This window comes from Pseudomonas sp. PvP001, assembly GCF_040546375.1.
GTDB lineage: Bacteria > Pseudomonadota > Gammaproteobacteria > Pseudomonadales > Pseudomonadaceae > Aquipseudomonas > Aquipseudomonas coleopterorum.
Genome location: NZ_JBEPNQ010000001.1, coordinates 2,382,638 through 2,403,429, shown reverse-complemented (window position 1 = coordinate 2,403,429; position 20,792 = coordinate 2,382,638). Strand labels below are relative to the sequence as shown.

Here is a 20,792-nt window from a genome sequence, read left to right as displayed (position 1 = left end):
GAGGTCTGTAGGATCGATACGCCCTTGGCAAAGGGCGCTCGGTGGTCACGAAGATAGCGGAAGGTCAGGCGGAACGCATTTCCTGCGTGTCACGCTGCATCGACTGCAGGTTGCGCTCGATGTTCTCGCACAGCGAATCCATTTGGATCTGGTGTTCGCTGACCTTGAACGGGCTCTGCAAGTCGGTGCCGATGCGCTCGATGGCCAGCAGCATGAAACCGACCACGGTAGACGCCAGCGGTGTGAACCATTCCAGCGACTCTACCAGGCCGATCGGTACGATCAGGCAGAACACGGTGATGAACAGGCGAGGAAAGTAGACGTAAGGAAAAGGAAGTGGCGTGTTGGCGATACGCTCCATGCCGCCCTGGCAATTGGAGATGTCCACCAGTGTCGATTCCAGGCGCGCCAGGCGGATGCTGTCCAGGCGTCCGGCCTTGTATTCACGCGCCAACAGGGCGGCTGAGCCGGTGATGAGGTCGTTGGAAAAGTTGTTGGTGCTGTTGCGCCGTTCGAATTCCTCGGCGCTGATGAACGCTGCCACTTCCGGGGGGCAGGGTATGTGCCGTACGTGCGCCGCCAGGCAGTTCACGTAGGCGACGTGGCGCCGCAACAGGGTGGCCTTGACCGGGTTCACGTCATCACCGACGTCGTCGATCAGGGTCAGCACCTGACGCGCGTAGCTGCGCGATGCGTTGACCAGCAGGCCCCACAATGTCCGAGCTTCCCACCAACGGTTGTACGCACTGCTGTTGCGGAAGCTGATCAATACGATCAGCGCCGAGCCCAGCAGGGTCAACGGCATGATCGGCAGGCTCAGCTTGGTATTGAGGAACAGCATGAAGTCGACGGTGACCGCGATATCCCACAGCAGCAGCCAGAACAGAGACCAGCCGACATAGCCCATGGTCTTGATGATCAGACGGTATTTCTTGGCGATGGCTTCTTTCATAAGCGGACCTCAGGCGATGGGCGTGCCTAGGTCGGACGCCGACTTCGCAACAAGGTTCGTTGCAGCCAAACGAATGCCCGTTACCAGTTGCTACCGGCCGATACTGGCACTTCAGGCATGCCCGCGGCGGGCGAACAGCAGGCCAACGCCTGCCAGCCCCAGCAGGCCACCACAGGCGCGATTGAAGCGACGTTTGGCTTGCACTGTGTTCAGCCAGCGCTTGAGGTTCACGCCCAGGTACGCATACAGACCGACCGCGATCCACTCCAGCATCAGAAACAGCGCACCGAGCACGGCGAACTGGGCACCCACTGGTTGCTGCGGGTCGACGAACTGCGGCAGGAACGCGGTAAAGATGAGGATCGCCTTGGGGTTGCCCGCCGCGATGAGGAACTCGCGGCGCAGCATCAACCACAGGCTCGGACGGCTGGCCGTGTCGTCATCTGCCATGTCGGCGGGCTCACCGGTCCACAGGCTCCACGCCAGCCAGAGCAGGTACAGCGCGCCCACCGTCTTGATGGCCAGAAACAACCATTCGGAAGCGAACAAGACCGCTGCCAGGCCCATGGCTGCCAGCGCGATCATCCCACTGAAGGCCACCAGACGTCCGAAGCCTGCCAGGCAAGCGGCCTTGTAGCCGTGGTGGGCGGCATTGTTGATGGACAACAGGTTGTTGGGGCCTGGGGCCATGTTCAAGGCGAAACAGGCGGGGGTGAAGAGCAGGAGGGTGGTGAGGTCCATGGTGCTGTGTCTCTTGCGCAAAAAGGGCCGGGGTACTCGAACGTTGCTTTCGGAATGTAGAGAAACGCGTTGCCCACCGCAACGCCGATCTGCGCGAAGTGCTTTCACCGCCTTGATGATTGGCCGGTAATGATTCATACCGCGATACATCAGCATGATTGAAGTTCTTAGTATCATGCGATCAGATTTCCGTGTGGGCCGTACTGTAGTTTTAATGGTTCGCTTCCATAGTAAGAGTGTGCAGTCCATGAGGGTTAGTGGATTGTTTGGTAGGAAAAATCTTAAGTAATGTTAGTTGAGAGAAGTCGAGCCCGAAGAATATGTAAGCGCTTAATTTATCAATAATATCAAAGGCTTGCTTATTTAATCTTGACGTCAATATACAGCGTCCCTATCATCGCGCTCCTTTCGAGTTGATACAAAGCCATTCTGGCATCAAGGATTGAATATGTGGTCAAGGGCAGGACGCCGTGCAAGTCCGTATTTCGCGGTATTGCTTTGTTGTGCAACTAAGGTCTTCGCGGCGCCCACCACACCGGGCGAGCAGGACTTCATTCGCGACCGTCAGGATCGCCTGCTGCAAGAGCAGCGGCAGCGCCTCGAGGAGCTCAAGAACCTGCCTGGTGAACAACTCAGCGCTCCTGCGCCTCCAGCCGTGGAGGACGCTCGCTGCTTCACCATCCAGCGTATCGACATTCAGGGCGCCGATGCCCTGGGTCCTGCCCAAAAGGCCGAACTCGTGCAGCCATACCTGGGGCAGTGCCTGGGTGTTGCACAACTCAACGAGTTGCTCGGGGTCGTCACCGATCGCTATCTGCAACTGGGCCTGGTCACCAGTCGTGCCTATCTGCCGCAACAGGACCTGTCGACCGGCATCCTCACGCTTCAAGTGGTTGAAGGCCGCCTGGAAGGCATTCGACCTGCCGATGACAGCGGGTTATCGCCACGGGAAGTGAACATGGCTTTTCCGGGCCATGTAGGCGAGCTGCTCGATTTGCGCGAAGTCGAGCAACTGGTCGACCAGCTCAATCGCCTGCCGTCCAACGGTGCGCAAATGGAGCTGGCGCCTGGCGAGGCGGTGGGGGGCAGTACCGTGCTGGTCAGGAATGCTGCACAAAAGCCTTGGCGTGCTTCGCTGTCGCGCAATAACGATGGCCAGCGCAGCACCGGTCAGCAGCAGTGGGGGGCGGGTCTGGATTGGGACAGCCCCTTGGGCCTGGCCGACCAGTTGGTGCTGCGCGGCAGCCACGATGCGGTCAGTGACCATCATCGCCGCTCCAAAAGCACCACCGCGTACTACAGCGTGCCGTGGGGCTGGTGGAACTTCAATTATTCCTACAGCCAGAGCGAATACGGTTCGCAGGCTTATGGCAACGGCTTTGCCTTCAAGCAAAACGGTGACAGCCAGAATCATCAGTTTCGTGCAGAGCGCGTGATACATCGCGACTCGGTCAGCAAAACATCGGTCAACGGCGGCCTGGCCTATCTGCGCAGCAACAACTACTTGAACGGCAACCGCCTGGAAGTCAGTAGCAACCGCATCAGCGAGGCCCAGTTCGGCATCAACCACGGCCGTCGTATCGGCAATGCGTTCGTCAACCTCGATCTGGGCATGCAGCAAGGCATCGGCGCTTTCGATGCACAAAGTCGCCAGGTCGAACAGCACGGCGACCCCAATGACCGCTATCGCAAATACACCGCCACCGTGAGCTACCTGCAGGGCTTCAACCTGTGGGGCGAAACGTTCAGCTTCACCAGCCTGGCCACCGGGCAGCGCAGTGAAGATGTGTTGTTCAGCCCCCAACGCATGAGCTTGAGCGGACAGTCGTCGATGCGCGGCATCAAGGACCAGAACCTGTCCGGCGACAGCGGCGGCTATTGGCGCAATGACCTGCGCTGGACGCGTCCGGTCAACCTCGGCTGGTTGCGACCGGTCCTTTATGAATACGGCATCGGCCTGGGCTATGACCAGGGCGTGATCCGGGGCGATCGGTACAACGGCGACCAGCATGGTCGTGTGTCCAGCAATTCGGTCGAGTTGTTCGCCCGAGGCCAGCATTTCGCGACGTCGGTGACTTTCGCCCATTCGCTGGAACGCCCCGACGCGCTGAGCGATCGCGAAACCCCGATCTACTTTCGCCTAGACCTCTTTCTCTGATTTCACATTTCAGTAGGTAATCGACATGGACGTTCGCCAGTTCGCTTTTCTGGCTCGACAAACTTCGGCCCGAATTCAGCCCCGTGAGCAATTCTGCGGCTTGCCCAAGCGCGCGCTGGCGTTGCTGCTGGCCAACGTCATGTTCTGGCAACCGCTGTGGGCGCAAGCCGAAGGCATCGTGGTCAGTGGTTCGGGGACCAGCCTGCAACAGGCCGGCAACGGTGTGCCGATCGTCAACATTGCTACCCCCAATGCGACCGGTCTGTCCCATAACCAGTACAAGGATTACAACGTCGGCAGCCAGGGCGTGATCCTCAACAACGCCACCGGCCGCACCCAGAACACTGAACTGGGCGGCATCATCGTTGGCAATCCGAACCTGGCAGGCTCCGCCGCCAACGTCATTCTCAACGAAGTCACCGGCGGCAATCCCAGCCAGCTGCGTGGCTATACCGAAGTCGCCGGACAATCGGCCAAGGTCATTGTCGCCAACCCCTATGGCATGACCTGCAACGGCTGCGGTTTCATCAACACCCCGCAGGTGACCTTGACCACCGGCAAGCCGATCGTCGAGAACGGCCGGGTGCAGCGCTATCAGGTCGATGGCGGCGCGATCTCCATCGACGGCCAGGGCTTGAACGCCAGCAATGTCGATGGTTTCGAGATCATCACCCGCTCGGCCCAGATCAATGCACAGATCAACGCGCGCAATCTCGCCATCGTGGCGGGACGCAACGATGTCGACGCCGCGACCCTGCAGGCCACCGTCCGTGCCGACGACGGCTCGGCCAAGCCGCAACTGGCCATCGACAGTTCCGCGCTGGGCGGCATGTATGCCGGTGCGATCAAGCTGGTGGGCACCGAAGCCGGCGTCGGGGTGAAGCTGGCCGGTCATCTGGCGGCCAGCGCCGGTGACATCCAGCTCGACGCCAACGGTCACCTGAGCCTGGCCCAAGCGGCGGCCAGCGGTGCCGTAAACGTCACGGCGCAAAGCCTGGATGCCCAAGGCCCCGTCTACGCAGGCAGCCAGTTGCAGGCGCAGACCCGTGGCAACCTGACCATAAGCAACAACCTGGCCGCCCGCGACAGCATCACCCTGAGCAGCGGCGGGCAGTTGACCAACAGCGGCATCATCGAAGCCGGGGTCAATGCGGACAACAGCCGCAATGCCCACGGTGACGTACACCTCGAGGCGCAAGCGTTCAGCAACCGCAACAGCGTGATCGCCAGCCGTAACCTGAAAGTCGTCAGCGCAGGTGCCATCGATAACCGCAGCGGCTCCCTGAGCGGCGCCACCCTTGAGGCCCGCGCGGACCATCTGGACAACCGCAGCGGCCAGATCAGGGCCACAGAGAGCGCCACTGTCACCGCCAAAGATCTCGACAACCGTCAGGGCCGCATCACCAGCCAGAACCAGCTGAGCGTCAACGCCGTGAAAGGCGACAACCGCACCGGCACCCTGCGCGGCGACCGCAGCCTGCAACTGGCCGTCGACCACCTGGACAACCAGCAAGGTCTGATCAGCGGCCGTGGCACGGTTGATATCACCTCCAGCGGCCTGTTCGACAACCGCGCCGGAACCGTGATCGGCGACTCCGTGCTGCGGGTGCAGGCAGGCGCCATCGACAACCGCGAGGGTGAGATCGTCGGCCAGCAAGACGTCGAGGTCCGCACTGAGGGGTTGGATAACCAGAATGGCAAGCTGATCGCCCAAGGTGCGCTGCTGCTCACAGGCGCGCACCTGGACAACCGCCAGAACGGGTTGGTGGCGGCTACCCAGGCGTTGAACGTGCACGTCGACACCCTGGACAACCGTGGCGGCGAATTGTCTTCGCAAGCGGACATCGAGCTGTCCGGTGACCAACTCGACAACGACGATGCCGGCCAGGTATTGGCCCAAGGCAGCCTGATCCTCGCCTACGCCAACGTCCTCAACCGTGCCAAGGGCCTGCTGTCCGGCAAAGCCGGTATCAACCTGCGAGCAGACAGCCTGGACAACAGCGGTGGGCGCCTGCTCAGCCAGCGCAACATCGATCTCCTGCTCACCGGTGCGGCCCTCAACCAGAAAGGTCTGATCAGCAGCGAAGGGGCGTTGCACCTGAACGTCCGCAGCCTCGACAACACGGGCGGCAAGCTATCCAGTGCAGGCCTGCTGACCCTGGACAGCCGCGGCCTGATCTTGAACCGCGGTGGCGAACTGGTCACCGATCAAGGCCTGACCCTTTCCAGCGCCAGCCTGGACAACAGCCAGGGCGGCCGCATCAGCGGCAAGGGTGCAGTGAAGCTGACGACCGGTGCGTTCAACAACGATGGCGGGGAGGTCAGCAGTGCCAACACTCTCGATCTGAGCGCGCAGCAGGTCAGCAACCTCGGCGGCCGCATCGGCAGCCAGTTCGCCCTGACGGCCACTCTGCAAGGACTGGCCACGCGGGCGGGGAAGTTTTTCAGCAACAGCGCCCTGACGCTGGACCTCAACGGCGGTGACCTGGACAACCGTGAAGGCCTGCTCAACGCACCGGAGCTGACCTTGCGCAACGTCGGCGCGGTGTACAACCAGGGCGGTGAAATCTCCAGCAGCCAGGCCTTCACCCTCAAAGCCCGCAGCCTGGACAACAGCGCGGGCAAGCTGCTCAGCAACCAGACCCTGACCCTGCACATCGAACAGGCCCTGGCCAACCTCAAAGGCCAGATTGCCGCCGCCGCGCTCAGCGTACAGACCGGTAGCCTGGACAACAGCGAAGGCGTGCTCACCAGCCGCAGCGATCTGAACCTGACCAGCCAGGGCAGCCTGCTCAACCGCAACAATGGCCTGATCAACGCGGCAGCCGTGCTGGACATCCACAGCGCCGACCTCGACAACCAGGGCGGCCAGTTGCTCGGCAACCGCGCTGTGCGTCTGGATCTCAACGGCGGCACGCTGAACAACAGCGCTGGCTTGATCAACGGCGAAGGCCCTTTGACCTTCAACCGCATCGGCGCCGTCAACAATCGCAACGGCGAAATTTCCAGCAATCAGAGCTACACCCTGACCAGTGCTCAGCTCGACAACCGTGCTGGCAAAATCATCAGCAGCGGCCAGCTGTCCGTCATCAGCGGCGCCATCATCAACCGCGATGGCCTGCTTTCCGGTTGGCAGGGTGTGAACCTGCAGGGCAGCAGCCTGGACAACCGCGACAACGGCACCGTTTCCAGCCGCGACGGCAACCTGGCAGTCAACCTGAGCGGGGCGCTGCTCAACAGCAACGCCGGTGCGTTGGCCAGTGCCGGACGTCTGGACATCGACAGTGCCCGCCTGGACAACAGCCAAGGCGGCATTCTGAGCAGCGGCGCCGGACAAAGCCTGACCGTGCAAGAGACGCTCGACAACAGCGAAGGCGGTCTGATCGACAGCGGCGCAGAACTGACCGTTCGAGCCACAGACCTGAGCAACCGCGCCGGGACCGTCAACAGCCAGCAGGACCTGAGCTTTACCGGTACGCAACTGGACAATACCAGTGGTCAATGGGCCAGCAACGGCAGCATCACGCTCGACGTGCTGGGGACCCTGATCAACGCTCAAGGCAAATTCGCCAGCGGCGGCCCTCTGCGCATTCAGCGCGCTGCACACATCGACAACCAAGGTGGGCAACTGGTCAGCAAAAGTCTGCTGAGCCTGCTCACCGGCGGCCTGGACAACCGCAACCGTGGCACGCTGGCGGCGCTCGATCAACTGACCGTGGACGCCAGCGGTACCGTACAGAACGGCGCCGACGGTTTGATCTACAGCCAGAATGGCGCCGTCAGCCTCAGCGCCGCTGAGCTGGAAAACGGCGGGGGTGCCGTACAGAGCCAGACCGGCCTGACGCTGCACACCCGTGGCGCGATCAACAACGCCAACGGTCGTCTCATCGCCCAGAACGGCGACCTGGTACTGAACGCCGGGAGCCTGGACAACCGCAGCGGCATCCTTTCCAGCCTGCGCGGCGCTCTTGAAGCGCGCATGGCCGGTAGCCTGCTCAACGCTCAAGGCACCCTGCAAGGCCAGCGCCTGACCTTGTTGGTCCTGGCCGGCCTCGACAACCAGAACGGCCGCATCGCCGCGCAGAGTGGCGACGCCAGCATCACCACCGCTGACCTCAACAACAGCGCAGGCGGCCTGTATGCAAAAGGTCTGATCGACGTCAACGCCAATACCCTCACCAACGCCGGCCAGATTGCCGGCGGCCGTGTGCGTTTTGCCCTGGGCGGTACGCTAATCAACCGCTCCGGCATCATCGAAAGCGACTCCTTCTTCGACATCACCGCGGCCAACCTCGATAACCAGGGCGGCACCCTGCGCGCACTCGGCACGGACGGCGCCTCGGTGTATCGCGTGGGCGGTGTGCTGGATAACCAGGGTGGCGTGATCGAGATTGCGAACGCCGATCTGACGGTCGACGCAGGCAGCTTCCGCAATACCAACGGCTCTCTGCTGCACGTAGGCCTGGGTGAATTCAATATCTCCAGCGCCAACGTCACCGCCGCTGGTGGCAGCCTGGTCACCCGTGGTGGCCTGACCCTCAATGCCGACAGCTGGACCAACAGCGGCGTGCTCCAAGCCGGGCGCCTGACCATCAAGGTCGGCAACTTTCACCAGACCGCCAGCGGCCAGCTGCTCGCTTCGCAGAGCCTGCGCGGTGAAGGCGTCAACTGGAGTAACGACGGCAAGCTGGCCAGTGACGGTGACCTCTGGCTTGGGCTCAGCGGTACCTATTCTGGCAATGGCCGCGTCACCAGCCTGGGCAACCTGCAGATCGACGCCGCCCAGCTGCAACTCGCGACCCCGGCCAGTATCACCTCCGGCGCTGGCTTGAAGCTGGGCGTTGGCAGCACCTTGCTCAATCGGGGCCGCATCACTTCTGTGGATGACGCCGGGATCACGGCCGGCAACATCGACAACTACGGCACCCTCGGCAGTGCCCAATCCCTCACGCTCAAGACCAGCGCCTTGCTCAACGAGCGGGGACTGCTCTTCAGCGGCGGTGACATGGGCTTGCAGGTCGACACTTTCACCAACCGCTACGCCGACGTCTACAGCCTGGCCAATCTGCGCATCGATCGCGACGGCAGTGGCGGCCACGCCAGCCTGATTCGCAACAGCTCCTCGACGCTGCAAAGTGACGGCAACATGAGCCTGGCTGCCAGCACCATCGAAAACGTGCGCGAAGTGCTCACCGTCAATGACGCCGGCATCTACACCGGCAAGATCTACCAAGTGGCCTGTATCGAAGGCGTCAACGCCGGCGACTGTTCGGGCAAACGCAATTTCGTCTTCGAAGTCCTGGAACGCCAAAAGCTGGAAGTCACCCAAGCGAGCCAGGCATCGAGCATCACCGCAGGCGGCAACCTGAGTTTCAATGGCGGCGACCTGCTCAACCAGAGCAGCACCATTGCCACGGGCGGCAACCTGAACGCCTCGGTCACCAACCTGTTCAACCGCGGCATCGAAACGGGCGATACCGAATACGTGCGCACCTTCCGCACCAACCGCCAGCGGGGCGGAAGCGGGCTGATCAGGGCAGCCAATGCCTTCAACGAACAGTACTGGCTTGAAGGTGCTCGTTACGACGCCAACAACCTGAGCGGTCTGGAAGCGGGTATCAGCAACTTCCTGGCCTACACGGAGACCGAGCTTCCCCAGTACGCCCGTGTGACGCAACTGGCAACCAGTGATCAACGCTACGCGGCGGTCATTCAGGCGGTTGGCGACGTCAACATCACTACCCAGAACAACTTCGACAACAGCGTGGTACGCAACGACTACCACTACGTCAGCAGCGGCACCCGCACCGACACCGGTGCGTCAGGCAGCGATTTCAGTACCCGAGTCAGTCTCGACGCGCAGCTGCCACCCGATCTCGCCCAGCAACAGATCAACCCGCTGTCTCTGCCGGGCTTCAACCTGCCCAGCGGAGAACATGGCCTGTTCCGTCTCAGTGACCAAGCTGCCACGGACACCGCCGCCAAACAGGCCGATGCCGACCCGCACAGCTGGACCATCGGCAGCGCGAGCATCGATGCGGCCCAGCGCACCCAGACCGCCGACCCCAATCAAGGCCGTACCTTCGAGGTAGAGGGTCAGGTCGCCTCTCACCTGCCGACGGACGATAACGCACTGGGCTCCGTCGCCGGGCAAGAGACGTCCATCACCCTCAACCGCGTCCAGGGCCTGCCCGAAACCCAGAGCACCTCACCGGCGCATAAATACCTGATCGAGACCAATCCGGCACTCACCAACCTCAAGCAATTCCTGAGCTCGGACTACCTGCTGGCAGGGCTGGGCTACAACCCGGACGAAAGCGCCAAGCGCCTGGGCGACGGCTTCTACGAACAGAAGCTGATCCAGCAGGCGCTGGTTGCCCGTACCGGCCAACGCTTCATCGACGGCCAGCACTCCGACGAAGCGCTGTTCAAGTACCTGATGAACAACGCCATCGCCAGCAAGCAGCAACTGGGCCTGTCGGTCGGTACCACGTTGACCTCGGCGCAAGTCGCAGCACTGACCCACGACATCGTCTGGCTGGAAGAGTACAAGGTCAACGGCGAGAACGTGCTGGTGCCCGTGCTGTACCTGGCCCAGGCCAACAACCGCCTCGGCCCCGACGGCGCGTTGATCGCCGGTCGCGACGTCAACCTGGTTTCCGGTAACGACCTCACCAACGCAGGCACCCTGAAAGCCAGCAACAACCTCAGCGCCAGCGCTGGCAACAACCTGGTCAACAGCGGCCTGGTACAGGCCGGCGGCCGACTTGACCTGCTGACGGGGAACGCCCTCGTCAACAAGGCCGGCGGCGTGATCACCGGTCGTGACGTGAGCCTGACCGCCGTCAACGGCGACGTAATCAACGAGCGCACGGTCACCAGCCATCAAAGCAGTAGCGGCTACCGCAGCGAACGCAGGGACTTCGCGGACACGGCCGCTCGGATCGAGGCGGCGAATGATCTGAGCGTGTGGGCGGGGCGGGATGTCAATAATGTGGGTGGGGTGTTGCAAGCTGGCAACGACCTGACACTGGCCGCCGGTCGAGATATCAACTTCGCTTCAGCCGAGCAGGTTGAAAGCAATGACCGCGGCCGCAAAGCCAACAGCAGTTCCATTACCCAGCACGGCTCCAGCCTCGCCGCAGGCCGGGACGTCATCGCCACCGCCGGTCGTGACCTGACGGCCATTGCCAGCGACATCGACGCCAAACGCAACATCGCCATGGCAGCCGTTGATGATCTCACGCTGAGTTCCGCGGCAGACGAACAGCACACCTATTCCAAGACCAAAAAGGTCACCGCACAGGAAGATCACGTCAGCCAGATCGGCACTTCGCTCGATGCAGGCGGCGACATCGCCCTGACAGCGGGCAAGGACATGGCCCTGGTCTCCAGCCGTATCACGGCAGGCGACGAAGCCTACCTGTACGCCGGTGAAAACCTGGAGCTGCTGGCCGCTCAAGACAGCGATTATTCCCTTTACGACAAAAAGAAAAAGGGCAGCCTGGGCAGCAAACAGACCCAGCGCGACGAGACGACCACCGTTACCAACGTGGGCACCGAAATCAAGACCGGTGGCAACCTCACCCTGGAAAGCGGCGGCGATCAAAAATATCAGGTCGCCAAACTGGAAAGCGGCAAGGACCTGACCCTGGACAGCGGCGGCGCCGTTGATTTCGAAGGTGTGAAGGATCTCAAGCAGGAGAGCCACGAGAAGAGCAGCAGTGATCTTGCCTGGACTTCCATGGGGGGCAAGGGCAGGACGGATGAGACGGTGCGGCAGAGTGAGTTGGTTGCGCAAGGAACCTTGGCAATCAAAGCTACCGAAGGCCTGAACATCGATATCAAGCATATCGATCAGAACACCGTCAGCCAGACCATCGACACCATGGTCCAGGCCGACCCTCAATTGGCCTGGTTGAAAGAGGCAGAAGCACGCGGGGATGTGAACTGGCAGCAGATCAAGGAAGTGCACGAGTCGTTCAAGTATGGGCACTCTGGACTGGGCCAAGGGGCGATATTGGCCATCGTGATCATCGTGTCGGTTCTTACCGCAGGCGCTGCCAGCGGCGCCGCTGCCTCAGCCGGCACCGCATTGGGCGCTTCTTCTACCGGCACCATGGCCGCAGCCACTGCTACCGCTTCTGCAGGGCTGGGCAATATGGCAGCGACTGCCGCGCTTACGTCCATGGCAAGTACAGCAACCGTCAGCGCCATCAACAACAAAGGCAAAGTCAGCGATACGCTCAGCGATACCTTCAACAGTAACAGCCTCAAAGGGTATGCACTCGCTGCTACCAGCGCTGGCATTGCAGGCCAGTTAGGCTACGACCCCACCCAGCTCGGCTTCAACGCGGAGAGTGCCGGTATGGTCGCTGCCAAAGCCGGTGCCGACTCACTGGCCAAGACAGCCATCACCGGTGGCAGCCTCAGCGACAACTTTGCAAGCAGCATGGTCAGCGCACTGATCACTGCTGCGGGTGCCCAAGGTGCAAACGCGCTAGGCAACTCTACGATGGTTGAGGGAAGCCCCAGCAAGGTCGCGGCGCACGCACTGTTGGGCGGCATGAAGGCATTGGCCATGGGCGAGGATTTCAAGACCGGTGCCCTGGCCGGTGGCGCGAATGAAGCCATGGTCAGCTACCTGGCGGATCGGGTCATGCCTGAAGGCTATGAGCCCGGCAAAGGGGGCGCTGAACAGGCCAAGGCCAATCTGCTGGCCATGTCGAATGTGGTAGGCCTGCTGTCCAGCGTGGTGACAGGCGGCGATCCTCAGGTCGCAGCCGACATTGCAGCGACAGCTACGCAATACAACCACCTGAGCCACAGCGACCTCACGCGCGCAGCCAAAGAGCTCAACGCCTGCGCCGCCAAAGACGGTGGTTGCTCAGAGGATGTTCTTCAAAAGTTCGCTAGGCTGAGCCGTGAGCAGGAAATTGCAGCGTTCCAGTCTTGCGCTACCAACCCTGACTCCTGTGCCACCACATCGTCGATGGTAGCCAATGCTCAGGCCAGAGCAGAGCAGCTCAAAGACCTAGCAGCAACGGCTGTGGCCCCCAATGCTCAGCACGTTTTTGCGCTGCTGCTGGCAGAGAACAATGAAGTTCAAAACGCCTTGGCACAGGTCACGGCGGGCGCCAAGGTCGATTCGGTTGTGCAGGAGCTGCAAAACCGGCTAGGGTTCAGCGACGCCCGGAAGGAGATGATTCGCGACGCTATGGTGGCGGCTGCGTCGATGGCGGTTGGGGGGAAGGCGGGTAGAGGAAGTGCGGGTGGGGCGAAAGGAACTGAACTACCGTCTTTGGCTAACAAGCCTTTAGGATTAGGTTCGACAGGCAGATCTGTTCCCGCCAATTTGAATGAAAAGCTCGCAATGGAACAAGCTATTTCAAATCCCGCAGCTGGTCGGCAGCTACCTGTTCCTATGACGGACTCCCGATGGCCGGCTGCAGATGGTTGGGTGAAATCAGCTCAAAACATAAACGGTATTGAAATTCACTACGTCCGAAATTCTATTACTGGTGCAATCGATGATTTCAAGTTTAAGTGAGTCAGTATGATAGCTTTATGTACGTCCATCCTTGGTATGGCCATACCTTCATCCAAGCGTTATTTGGGGGAGATGGATCAGACTGATTACTCTCCGTTAGCGAGTGGTGAACGTTACACCATATACGGCTTGTTGTTTATCTCTGATCGGGTAGATTTTTTAGTTAGGGCTCCTGATGATTTACCTTTCTGGGTCCCGAGCTACCTGTTTGATTTGGTCGATTCTAGTACTCCAACAGGGTGGGAGTTTTGTATTACTCAGTTGAAGCCCGATTATAAAGTGCTATTTGATACGTTTGGAATCAACTATATTTTCGGATATTCATTGCTGGTCAATGAATATCGGCATTACGTAGGGATAGTTGAGCGCGAGCCAGTGGAAGTTCAGCGATTTTTAGAAAACTATCCGATGGATGTGGGTGGTTAATTATGGCTTGTGGATGTCAAAGTTGGTATCATATCCCGTTGCCACGAATTGGCTCTACGGAAATTGGAAAAACCTCATGGTCTGTACGATTTCAAGCTCCATGGGCGGCAGAGTTTCTGCAGAAGTCTGTCACACTGAGTCGTGAGCAGGTCATTTAGGCTGGAGTAGTCCAAAGACGTATTAGCGACAGCTGTCGACCCAATGCTCAGCATATTTTGCGCTTCTGCTGGCCAAGAACAATGAATTTCAAAACGCTTTGGCACAGGTCCCTGCGGGCGCTAATGTCGATTCGGTTTTTCAGGAGCTGCAAAACCGGCTAGGGTTCAGCGACGCCCGGAAGGAGATGATTCGCGACGCTATGGTGGCGGCTGCGTCGATGGCGGTTGGGGGGAAGGCGGGTAGGGGGAGTGCGGAGTGCGGGTGGGGCGAAAGGAGTTTCAGGTTCGACTCTGACAAGAGACGAATTGATCTCGGGCTTGCCTGTCGGCACTAAGATCACACCAGAAAATGTGGTTGATATCCGTAGACTGCCAGACAGCAGAACCGTCTGGCTGGAAAATGGTACTGATGCCGCCGGTTTGCAACACATCTACAAGCGACACGAAGTCGACTTTATTAACAAAGGAATATCCCGGGATAACATTCCAAGTGTTGTGATGAATGCTCTTGAGCGTGGAGAAGTTGTCGGGACCAATGGTTCGGCCAACGTGTATCGCATCACCTACAATGGTGTTGAAAAAAATATTGCTGTTGGTGTTGGCTCAAACGGATTCGTGGTTCGAGCCAATCCGGTCAGCTCTTGGAAGCCATTGAAATGATCAGGTTAAGATTGACGAGTGAGTATTTGGCTGGGCCGATTTTCTGCCCAGATCCGGATAGCATGGGGCACATTGATATTGAAGATCTGCCTATTTCTCAGGAGTTGAGGGCCAAAATTAGTAAGTGGGACGGTGAGTATCAGGCGACGTTCAACAGTGACTACCCGCCAGATTCTGGCTTCACTACGTCTGAGGCAGAGCTTCGGCACATAGCTGAAGGAATACGACTGGCAAAATCGATACAACAAGAGCTAGAAAATAATTATATGGTAGAGTACTGCCCATAGCCGATGATTAGTCGGGGCGTATTTCTTCCGGAAACGTCAGATCTATCAAGTTGCTCCGTGATGATACAGGGGCTGGAGTTCGCGTTGTATTCGAGGTCTGCAAATCTGTTTCGGAGGCTAGAGTAATGTTCGAGCCTGAGGTGAGTTGTCGGTGGTGGACATTGGGCAAACTATAGACCGGTCCTAGATCGGCAGCGGGGGCACTTACTCTAATAGTCTTTACCAAGGTTATAAAATGGATGGAGACTGATATTTATTATCTGGGGGGTGTCAGAAACTTTGTTTTTGGGCATGACATGAGTAACGGGTGCATGTATGCCAACTAAAAAGAAACCCGTGCGTGGAAAGCTACTGAAAATCACCAGCAAGCTGCTTGAGCAGCTCAGTAAAGGAATTATGACCGTCAGAGGCTCTGGAAGTAGCCTCTCTGGCGGGGGTGGGATGACTTTAGGGTAGGAAGTCCACACAATAGGTGCCTCATTTTAATAATTAATCTGGAAACCAGTATGACTGTTGATATTCAGGTATCCAGCACTTTTGATATCTTTACGAAAAACAACGTAGTTAATTTGTCACCTTCGCGTACGGCTAGCAGGATAAAACTGGGTGCAGCAAGTTATATGGCGTCTGTTGAGATGAATAAACCGTTAACCGTTGTCTTGAATACGATTTATGATAGGATAAACCAAGAGTTTCCTGATTATGATATGTGGCTTTTCATAGGTAATTCGGCGGTGCAGCCAGATACACGGATAGTACGCTATCGAAGGTTGTGGGGTGGGTTTAAGTCAAGAGGGTTCGATCTGTCTTTTCTGAGTGGCTCGTTTGAAAATATGATTGAGATCGATGGAGGGCTAAAATTTTTTGGGGGAGTACCGTTTTCAAAAAATTCATTGGCAGTCGTGTCCGATTTGATTGTGGGTGAACGGTGTTCATATATTGCAGCATTACCAAATAGTTTTGATGTGAGATGTGCCTTAAGCAAAGGTTGGTCAGGAGATATATTAAATGATTTTGATCTTATTTGCTGTGCGTGCGAGAAGGAAGCCTTTGTGCTTAAGAAAATTGGCGAATTTGACGACTGTGAACGGGGTTTTTTAGCACTTGCTTTATCTAAGAATATCGGTGGATTAACAATCTAAAACGTATTATCGCCAACAGACTCTCAATCTGGCCGTGAGTCGAGCCTAGAAAAACGCAAGAAAGATAGTGGCCGGCACGACGGCATTGGCCATGGGCGAGGACTTCAAGACCGGTGCCCTGGCCGGTGGCGCGAATGAAGCCATGGTCAGCTACCTGGCGGACCGGGTCATGCCTGAAGGCTATGAGCCCGGCAAAGGGGGCGCCGAACAGGCCAAGGCCAATTTGCTGGCCATGTCGAATGTGGTAGGCCTGCTGTCCAGCGTGGTGACAGGCGGCGATCCTCAGGTCGCAGCCGACATTGCAGCGACAGCTACGCAATACAACCACCTGAGCCAGAGCGACCTCAAGCCCGCAGCCAAAGAGCTCAACGCCTGCGCCGCCAAAGACGGTGGTTGCTCAGAGGATGTTCTTCAAAAGTTCGTTAGGCTGAGCCGTGAGCAGGAAATTGCAGCGTTCCAGTCTTGCGCTGCCAACCCTGACTCCTGTGCCACCACATCGTCGATGGTAGCCAATGCTCAGGCCAGAGCAGAGCAGCTCAAAGACCTCGCAGCAACGGCTGTGGCCCCCAATGCTTAGCACGTCTTTGCGCTTCTGCTGGCATAGAACAATGAAGTTCAAAACGCATTGGCACAGGTCACAGCGGGCGCCAAGGTCGATTCGGTTGTGCAGGAGCTGCAAAACCGGCTAGGGTTCAGCGACGCCCGGAAGGAGATGATTCGCGACGCCATGGTGGCGGCTGCGTCGATGGCGGTTGGGGGGAAGGGTAGTTCGGGCAGTGTAAAAATAAAAGCGACAGGTACGTCGGTAGATAACTTGGCCAGTAGCATACATCCTGGCCAGCAAGGAAAGCATATTTTGTGACATAATAACTTTCTTCCTGGACGCAGCTATCTTAACGATGGGATTGATCCTCAGAAGTTGTTGAATGGTGCTCGCGCGGGAGAGTTTCCTGTCGTAGGTTACGGTACAAGAGGGCAGCCAATAGTTGACTTTAAAAAAAACATTGGTGTAGATGGCACCTCGGGGTTGACGACTAGATATGGCACAACACATTCGGGAAAAAACGGAGCTCATATCGTTCCAACAAATCCAACAACGGTCGGAGTGAAACCATGAAGTCTGTCCCTGATTGGTTAGTCTTGTGTGTTTGGCGTGCTCTGATTGGCGAGATATATCCTGCAATCAGAGCAGTTGCGAATTCGCTTTCAGATAATGGAAAATTGCGTATCATTTACTATCTTGACAGACCGCCTACGGAGTTTGACTGGGAAAGTTTGGAGGTTGTTGCGACAAATATCTCAGCTTCGATTGATCGAGAAAAAATTTCGCATGTAGATTTGGATTGTAAATTCTTACTTGGATCAATAGGGCGTCTTGATTGCCTCGATGGCTTCATCTATTGTCGGCGAGAGTATGACTTTTAGGTGAAAAGAAGCACAAGTTTAAGAGGCTTATCAGACAAATACCACATAGCACTAAGTGGCGCTTGGTCTAGTCCACTAAAGATTGAATATGTCCCTTCAAAGTACGGTCCAATATTTAGGTATACGGGGACGGATGCAGTCATAGTGGTCAATGCTGAAGGTAAAGTTGTCCCCGGTTGGGGAAATCAGCTGCGGGGACCGGTAAATGAGTAGCATCTTAACGAGCGCCCAATTACAGCTTTTATTGGCGTTGTGCTTTATGGCAGGAGAGCACCCACTGGCACTGGCTGAGAAATTACCTAATAGTTCATTATCATCAAGTGAAGTGGATGAGCTTTGTGAGTTGATTTCTAATGAATTTTTGATAAATGGAATAGAGGAAAGCTTCGAGCCGAATGGTTATGGCCTTGAGCTAGAACTGCTTCTGGATGCGGTCAACAAAGGTCGTGATCAAGGTCGTTAGAGCTTCGTAATTTTTTTGCTCATGGTTGGGGCGAAAGGAACTGCGCTTTTTGGTGAGATTAAAACGGTTTTTGATTCTGCCCAAGTCCCGTACAAGGGCAGCAAAATAATCGGTCACGCATTGTCTAAGCATGCTGACAGAAATCCAGGCATTTGGGTTAAAAACACAGGGTCGATGAGTGCGTGGAACGATCAGGCAATGAAGCACCTACGCGAAATTACACAGGCGCCAGGGGAGTTTAAACCGGTTACAACTGATAGGGGCCTGATTTTACGGAGAAACGGCTGCCCGATGGTCGCGGTGTCAGGTTGAATATGGATAATGCATTCAAGGGTGTTATTGATTGATTATTTATGTCTGAATGCTATGAGATTATCCTTGAGCAAGTTGCGTTTGATGACTTGTATGAGTTGGTGAGGTTTATCGAGAGGGAATCTCGAGGTGTCTCAGGCTTAGTTGTTTCTGAGGATCTTGGAGAGATAAGTTCAGCAAAGATAAGCAGGAGATTAATTGATAAGGCTATTTCCTATGTAGGGAGTGTATGCATGGTGGAGCAGTTGCATGAATTAAATTTTTTGGGAGTAATAAATCTGCGTTTGGTTTGGTTAAGAGTAGTTAAGTATGAAGGAAAAGTTGACGTTGAACTATCTTTCAATGATGTCCCGCCGATTGCTATCGACCACGTGATGCTTGCCGCACAAAGATATGCTGAAAGACTATCAAAAAAATTTAATATAAAAATATTTTATGGCGGGCTTGAGCCTGCAGGAGATACCGATACCAGATATTTTACTGGTAATACTTTGGGGGCATTGTGAGAGCGAAGCAAAAAAATCTAGAAAATAATAATTGAGATGATGCTCCATCTAGAAGAGCTGCCCTTTAGAGGTGTTTTTTGTCCACGGTAACATGGGTGGTGGTTTTGCCCTAAGCCGGGCGCTGCACTCCTATAGATCGTCGGAATAACGGCAGCAGGCCTCCGTGAAGGCGATGTCGGGAAAGCGGCCTATATTGCGCAGATAGCGGACAACTACAACCGCCAACTGCACTACAAGGAAACCCTCAAGTTAGAGGAGTTGCAGAAAGCAGATCCTCAAAACGCCGCCCGGCTTGCAGCCGCTGCCTGTGCCATGACCAATTGCAGCGCCTCGGTGCAGGATGACGATCCCACTCGCCAGCGTTTTGTGGAGCTGGAAAAAAACCGGTGCGCAGTACAGTGCTGAACTGGCAACACTGCGGGCGTCCGGCGCCTTCGAGGAATACTCGAGGTGGGACGCCGCGAACGACACCCTGCTGCGCGAAGACCCGATACTTAGCAAGGGCAACTCGGTGGGCCGTGCAGTGGCCGGCGCAGCAGGAGCGGCAAGCGGATTTGGCCTGGCCGTCGTCTCGACGCCTGCATGCATAACAGGGGTCGGCTGTGCGTTGCCGGTATTGGCGGGTGTGGGTGGTGCTGCCTCATTCCTGGATGGCGTACAGGCTACTCGGGACTACTTCGCACCTTATGAATACACCCAAGGGCAAAGGGTCGCGGACTCGTTTTCATCGCAAACCTATCCAGGCGATGTCAACCCGATAAAGGACTACGGAACCACAGCGGCGAAGTATGCGTTGCAGGTTGCGTTGATCAAGGGAGCGGGTAAGCTGGCGGCAGGGCCAGGAAGTTCGGTGCTGGTGGAGGGGGTGCCGGGTGGGGGTATTACGAGTGGCACGAAAGGCACTGTCGGCGAAAATGCAATTAAGGCACTACCAGCGCCTAGACAAATAGATGCATCGTGGAGCGCGAGCAGTTATAAAAAAGGCGGCGTTATGACAGGCATTGAGCATGTATTCTATCGCCATGGCCCAGGCTCGGGGTTTGCAAATGTAAGTAAGTTTTCTAAGGGGACATCTGTTAACGATGTTTCCACTTTCGTTGATAATGCTTTGAGATATGGGAAGATAACTCCAAACGGCCCAGGTGGGCATGTTATTGAGTATGACGCAGGTAAAGTAATTGGAGTCAGCATCTCTGGGATTCCAACATCCAAGATCAAGGTAAATGTGCGGAACGGCGTAATCCAAACTGCATTCCCATACTAGTTAGGAGTAGTTATGATTAGTGGCGGCACAATCATGGAACGGTTTATCATTCATGAGTTGGACGACAGTATTCGCTCTATTTTGAGAGGTGCCTTGGATGAGCGGAAGCTCTCAAGAAGCGTTTTGTGCAGGGAGTTTGAGTTTAATTGCTTTGACGTCGCGTTAGATTTTGAAAAAGGAATCGTCAGAGTCCAAGATATTCTTTGCCCAGGGGAAGATGATTTTATTGATGTGCCGATTCAAGATTTCATAGTTATATGCGCGTTGGAATGAACCTGTTCATTTACAGTGCGGAAAATGTTCTCTATGTGGACAAGGATATGGGTACGTTTATCGCACGGAAGGGTATTTTTGTCACCGGCGAATATTCTGGCTGGGAAATTGTTGTTGCGGATGACCGTGATGACAACAGTGGCGGGTATTATCTTTACTTGAAGAAAAGTGATGTTGAAGGGTTTGACTACTGGTTCGAGCATGAGGCAGGGATTCAGGCTCAGCTAGCTGATTTTGAGGTGGATTGAATAGTTTAGTAAGTACGAAACAGCCTGCTATTTAATTTAGCGGTAGTTCCTCTAGTAAATGGTTTTTAAGGGTCATTGATGTGGGTAGAATCATCGCAACTAATACTCCGAAAGATGGGGGCGTCCCTACCGCTGTGATAAAAGTATTTACTCATACATAGAATGCTTGATAGCGGCAGCCCATAAACCCGGCGACGGGTGAAACCGGTGCTAGGGGGGATACGCAT

The 20,792-nt window shown here is 56.7% G+C and carries 17 protein-coding genes and 1 pseudogene; 16 read left to right on the top strand and 2 right to left on the bottom strand.

Features of this window, described 5'->3' with window-relative positions; all coding sequences use genetic code 11:
• Positions 1 to 64: 64 nt before the first annotated feature.
• A complete protein-coding gene (locus tag ABMD26_RS10935) occupies positions 65 to 952 on the bottom strand; it encodes a bestrophin family protein (RefSeq protein WP_049858995.1) in 888 nt (295 codons plus the stop codon).
• 111 nt (positions 953 to 1,063) lie between these two features.
• A complete protein-coding gene (locus tag ABMD26_RS10930; RefSeq protein ID WP_354309482.1) occupies positions 1,064 to 1,693 on the bottom strand; it encodes a LysE family translocator in 630 nt (209 codons plus the stop codon).
• 448 nt (positions 1,694 to 2,141) lie between these two features.
• On the opposite strand from ABMD26_RS10930, the gene ABMD26_RS10925 reads away from it, so the two are divergent.
• The 16 genes and pseudogenes from ABMD26_RS10925 to ABMD26_RS10870 all read left to right on the top strand — a co-directional run bounded on the left by ABMD26_RS10925 (position 2,142) and on the right by ABMD26_RS10870 (position 20,565).
• Positions 2,142 to 3,851, top strand: coding sequence for a ShlB/FhaC/HecB family hemolysin secretion/activation protein (locus ABMD26_RS10925; protein WP_354309480.1), 1,710 nt, complete (start codon positions 2,142 to 2,144; stop codon positions 3,849 to 3,851).
• Between the two features lie 25 nt (positions 3,852 to 3,876).
• On the top strand, positions 3,877 to 13,401 hold the full coding sequence (locus ABMD26_RS10920) for a two-partner secretion domain-containing protein (protein ID WP_354309477.1): 9,525 nt from the start codon (positions 3,877 to 3,879) through the stop codon (positions 13,399 to 13,401).
• Between the two features lie 36 nt (positions 13,402 to 13,437).
• The gene (locus ABMD26_RS10915) at positions 13,438 to 13,827 is read left to right on the top strand and encodes a hypothetical protein (protein WP_192068427.1); all 390 of its coding nucleotides are present in this window, start codon (positions 13,438 to 13,440) and stop codon (positions 13,825 to 13,827) included.
• A gap of 464 nt (positions 13,828 to 14,291) precedes the next feature.
• A complete protein-coding gene (locus ABMD26_RS10910) occupies positions 14,292 to 14,645 on the top strand; it encodes a hypothetical protein (protein ID WP_354309475.1) in 354 nt (117 codons plus the stop codon).
• A complete protein-coding gene (locus tag ABMD26_RS22230) occupies positions 14,642 to 14,932 on the top strand; it encodes an immunity protein CdiI family protein (protein WP_502948340.1) in 291 nt (96 codons plus the stop codon). Before ABMD26_RS10910 ends, ABMD26_RS22230 begins: the two co-directional genes overlap by 4 nt.
• Before the next feature lie 506 nt (positions 14,933 to 15,438).
• Positions 15,439 to 16,074 carry a hypothetical protein gene (locus ABMD26_RS10905; protein WP_354309473.1) on the top strand — a complete coding sequence of 212 codons (636 nt, stop codon included), beginning with the start codon at positions 15,439 to 15,441 and terminating at the stop codon, positions 16,072 to 16,074.
• A gap of 67 nt (positions 16,075 to 16,141) precedes the next feature.
• Positions 16,142 to 16,651: a hypothetical protein gene (locus tag ABMD26_RS10900; RefSeq protein ID WP_354309471.1), complete on the top strand. Its 510-nt coding sequence runs from the start codon at positions 16,142 to 16,144 to the stop codon at positions 16,649 to 16,651.
• 297 nt (positions 16,652 to 16,948) lie between these two features.
• Positions 16,949 to 17,191, top strand: a pseudogene (locus ABMD26_RS10895) (polymorphic toxin type 50 domain-containing protein); the annotation flags it as partial.
• Positions 17,188 to 17,499 (top strand): MafI2 family immunity protein, encoded by a 312-nt coding sequence (locus ABMD26_RS22225; protein WP_502948314.1) that lies wholly within the window; start codon positions 17,188 to 17,190, stop codon positions 17,497 to 17,499. The pseudogene ABMD26_RS10895 and the gene ABMD26_RS22225, both read left to right, overlap by 4 nt.
• Before the next feature lie 205 nt (positions 17,500 to 17,704).
• Positions 17,705 to 17,962 carry a hypothetical protein gene (locus ABMD26_RS10890; protein WP_354309469.1) on the top strand — a complete coding sequence of 86 codons (258 nt, stop codon included), beginning with the start codon at positions 17,705 to 17,707 and terminating at the stop codon, positions 17,960 to 17,962.
• Between the two features lie 21 nt (positions 17,963 to 17,983).
• Positions 17,984 to 18,274 carry a tRNase toxin domain-containing protein gene (locus ABMD26_RS22220; protein ID WP_502948313.1) on the top strand — a complete coding sequence of 97 codons (291 nt, stop codon included), beginning with the start codon at positions 17,984 to 17,986 and terminating at the stop codon, positions 18,272 to 18,274.
• Positions 18,247 to 18,309: a tRNase toxin domain-containing protein gene (locus ABMD26_RS22215; RefSeq protein ID WP_502948339.1), complete on the top strand. Its 63-nt coding sequence runs from the start codon at positions 18,247 to 18,249 to the stop codon at positions 18,307 to 18,309. Before ABMD26_RS22220 ends, ABMD26_RS22215 begins: the two co-directional genes overlap by 28 nt.
• 6 nt (positions 18,310 to 18,315) lie before the next feature.
• Entirely contained in the window at positions 18,316 to 18,780 is a 465-nt protein-coding gene (locus tag ABMD26_RS10885; protein ID WP_354309467.1) for a Cdi1I family immunity protein, read from the top strand.
• 340 nt (positions 18,781 to 19,120) lie between these two features.
• A complete protein-coding gene (locus tag ABMD26_RS10880; protein WP_354309465.1) occupies positions 19,121 to 20,044 on the top strand; it encodes a hypothetical protein in 924 nt (307 codons plus the stop codon).
• A gap of 33 nt (positions 20,045 to 20,077) precedes the next feature.
• On the top strand, positions 20,078 to 20,317 hold the full coding sequence (locus ABMD26_RS10875; RefSeq protein WP_354309463.1) for a hypothetical protein: 240 nt from the start codon (positions 20,078 to 20,080) through the stop codon (positions 20,315 to 20,317).
• Positions 20,314 to 20,565 (top strand): hypothetical protein, encoded by a 252-nt coding sequence (locus tag ABMD26_RS10870; protein ID WP_354309461.1) that lies wholly within the window; start codon positions 20,314 to 20,316, stop codon positions 20,563 to 20,565. The genes ABMD26_RS10875 and ABMD26_RS10870 overlap by 4 nt, the downstream gene beginning before the upstream one ends.
• The last annotated feature ends 227 nt before the right edge of the window (positions 20,566 to 20,792 follow it).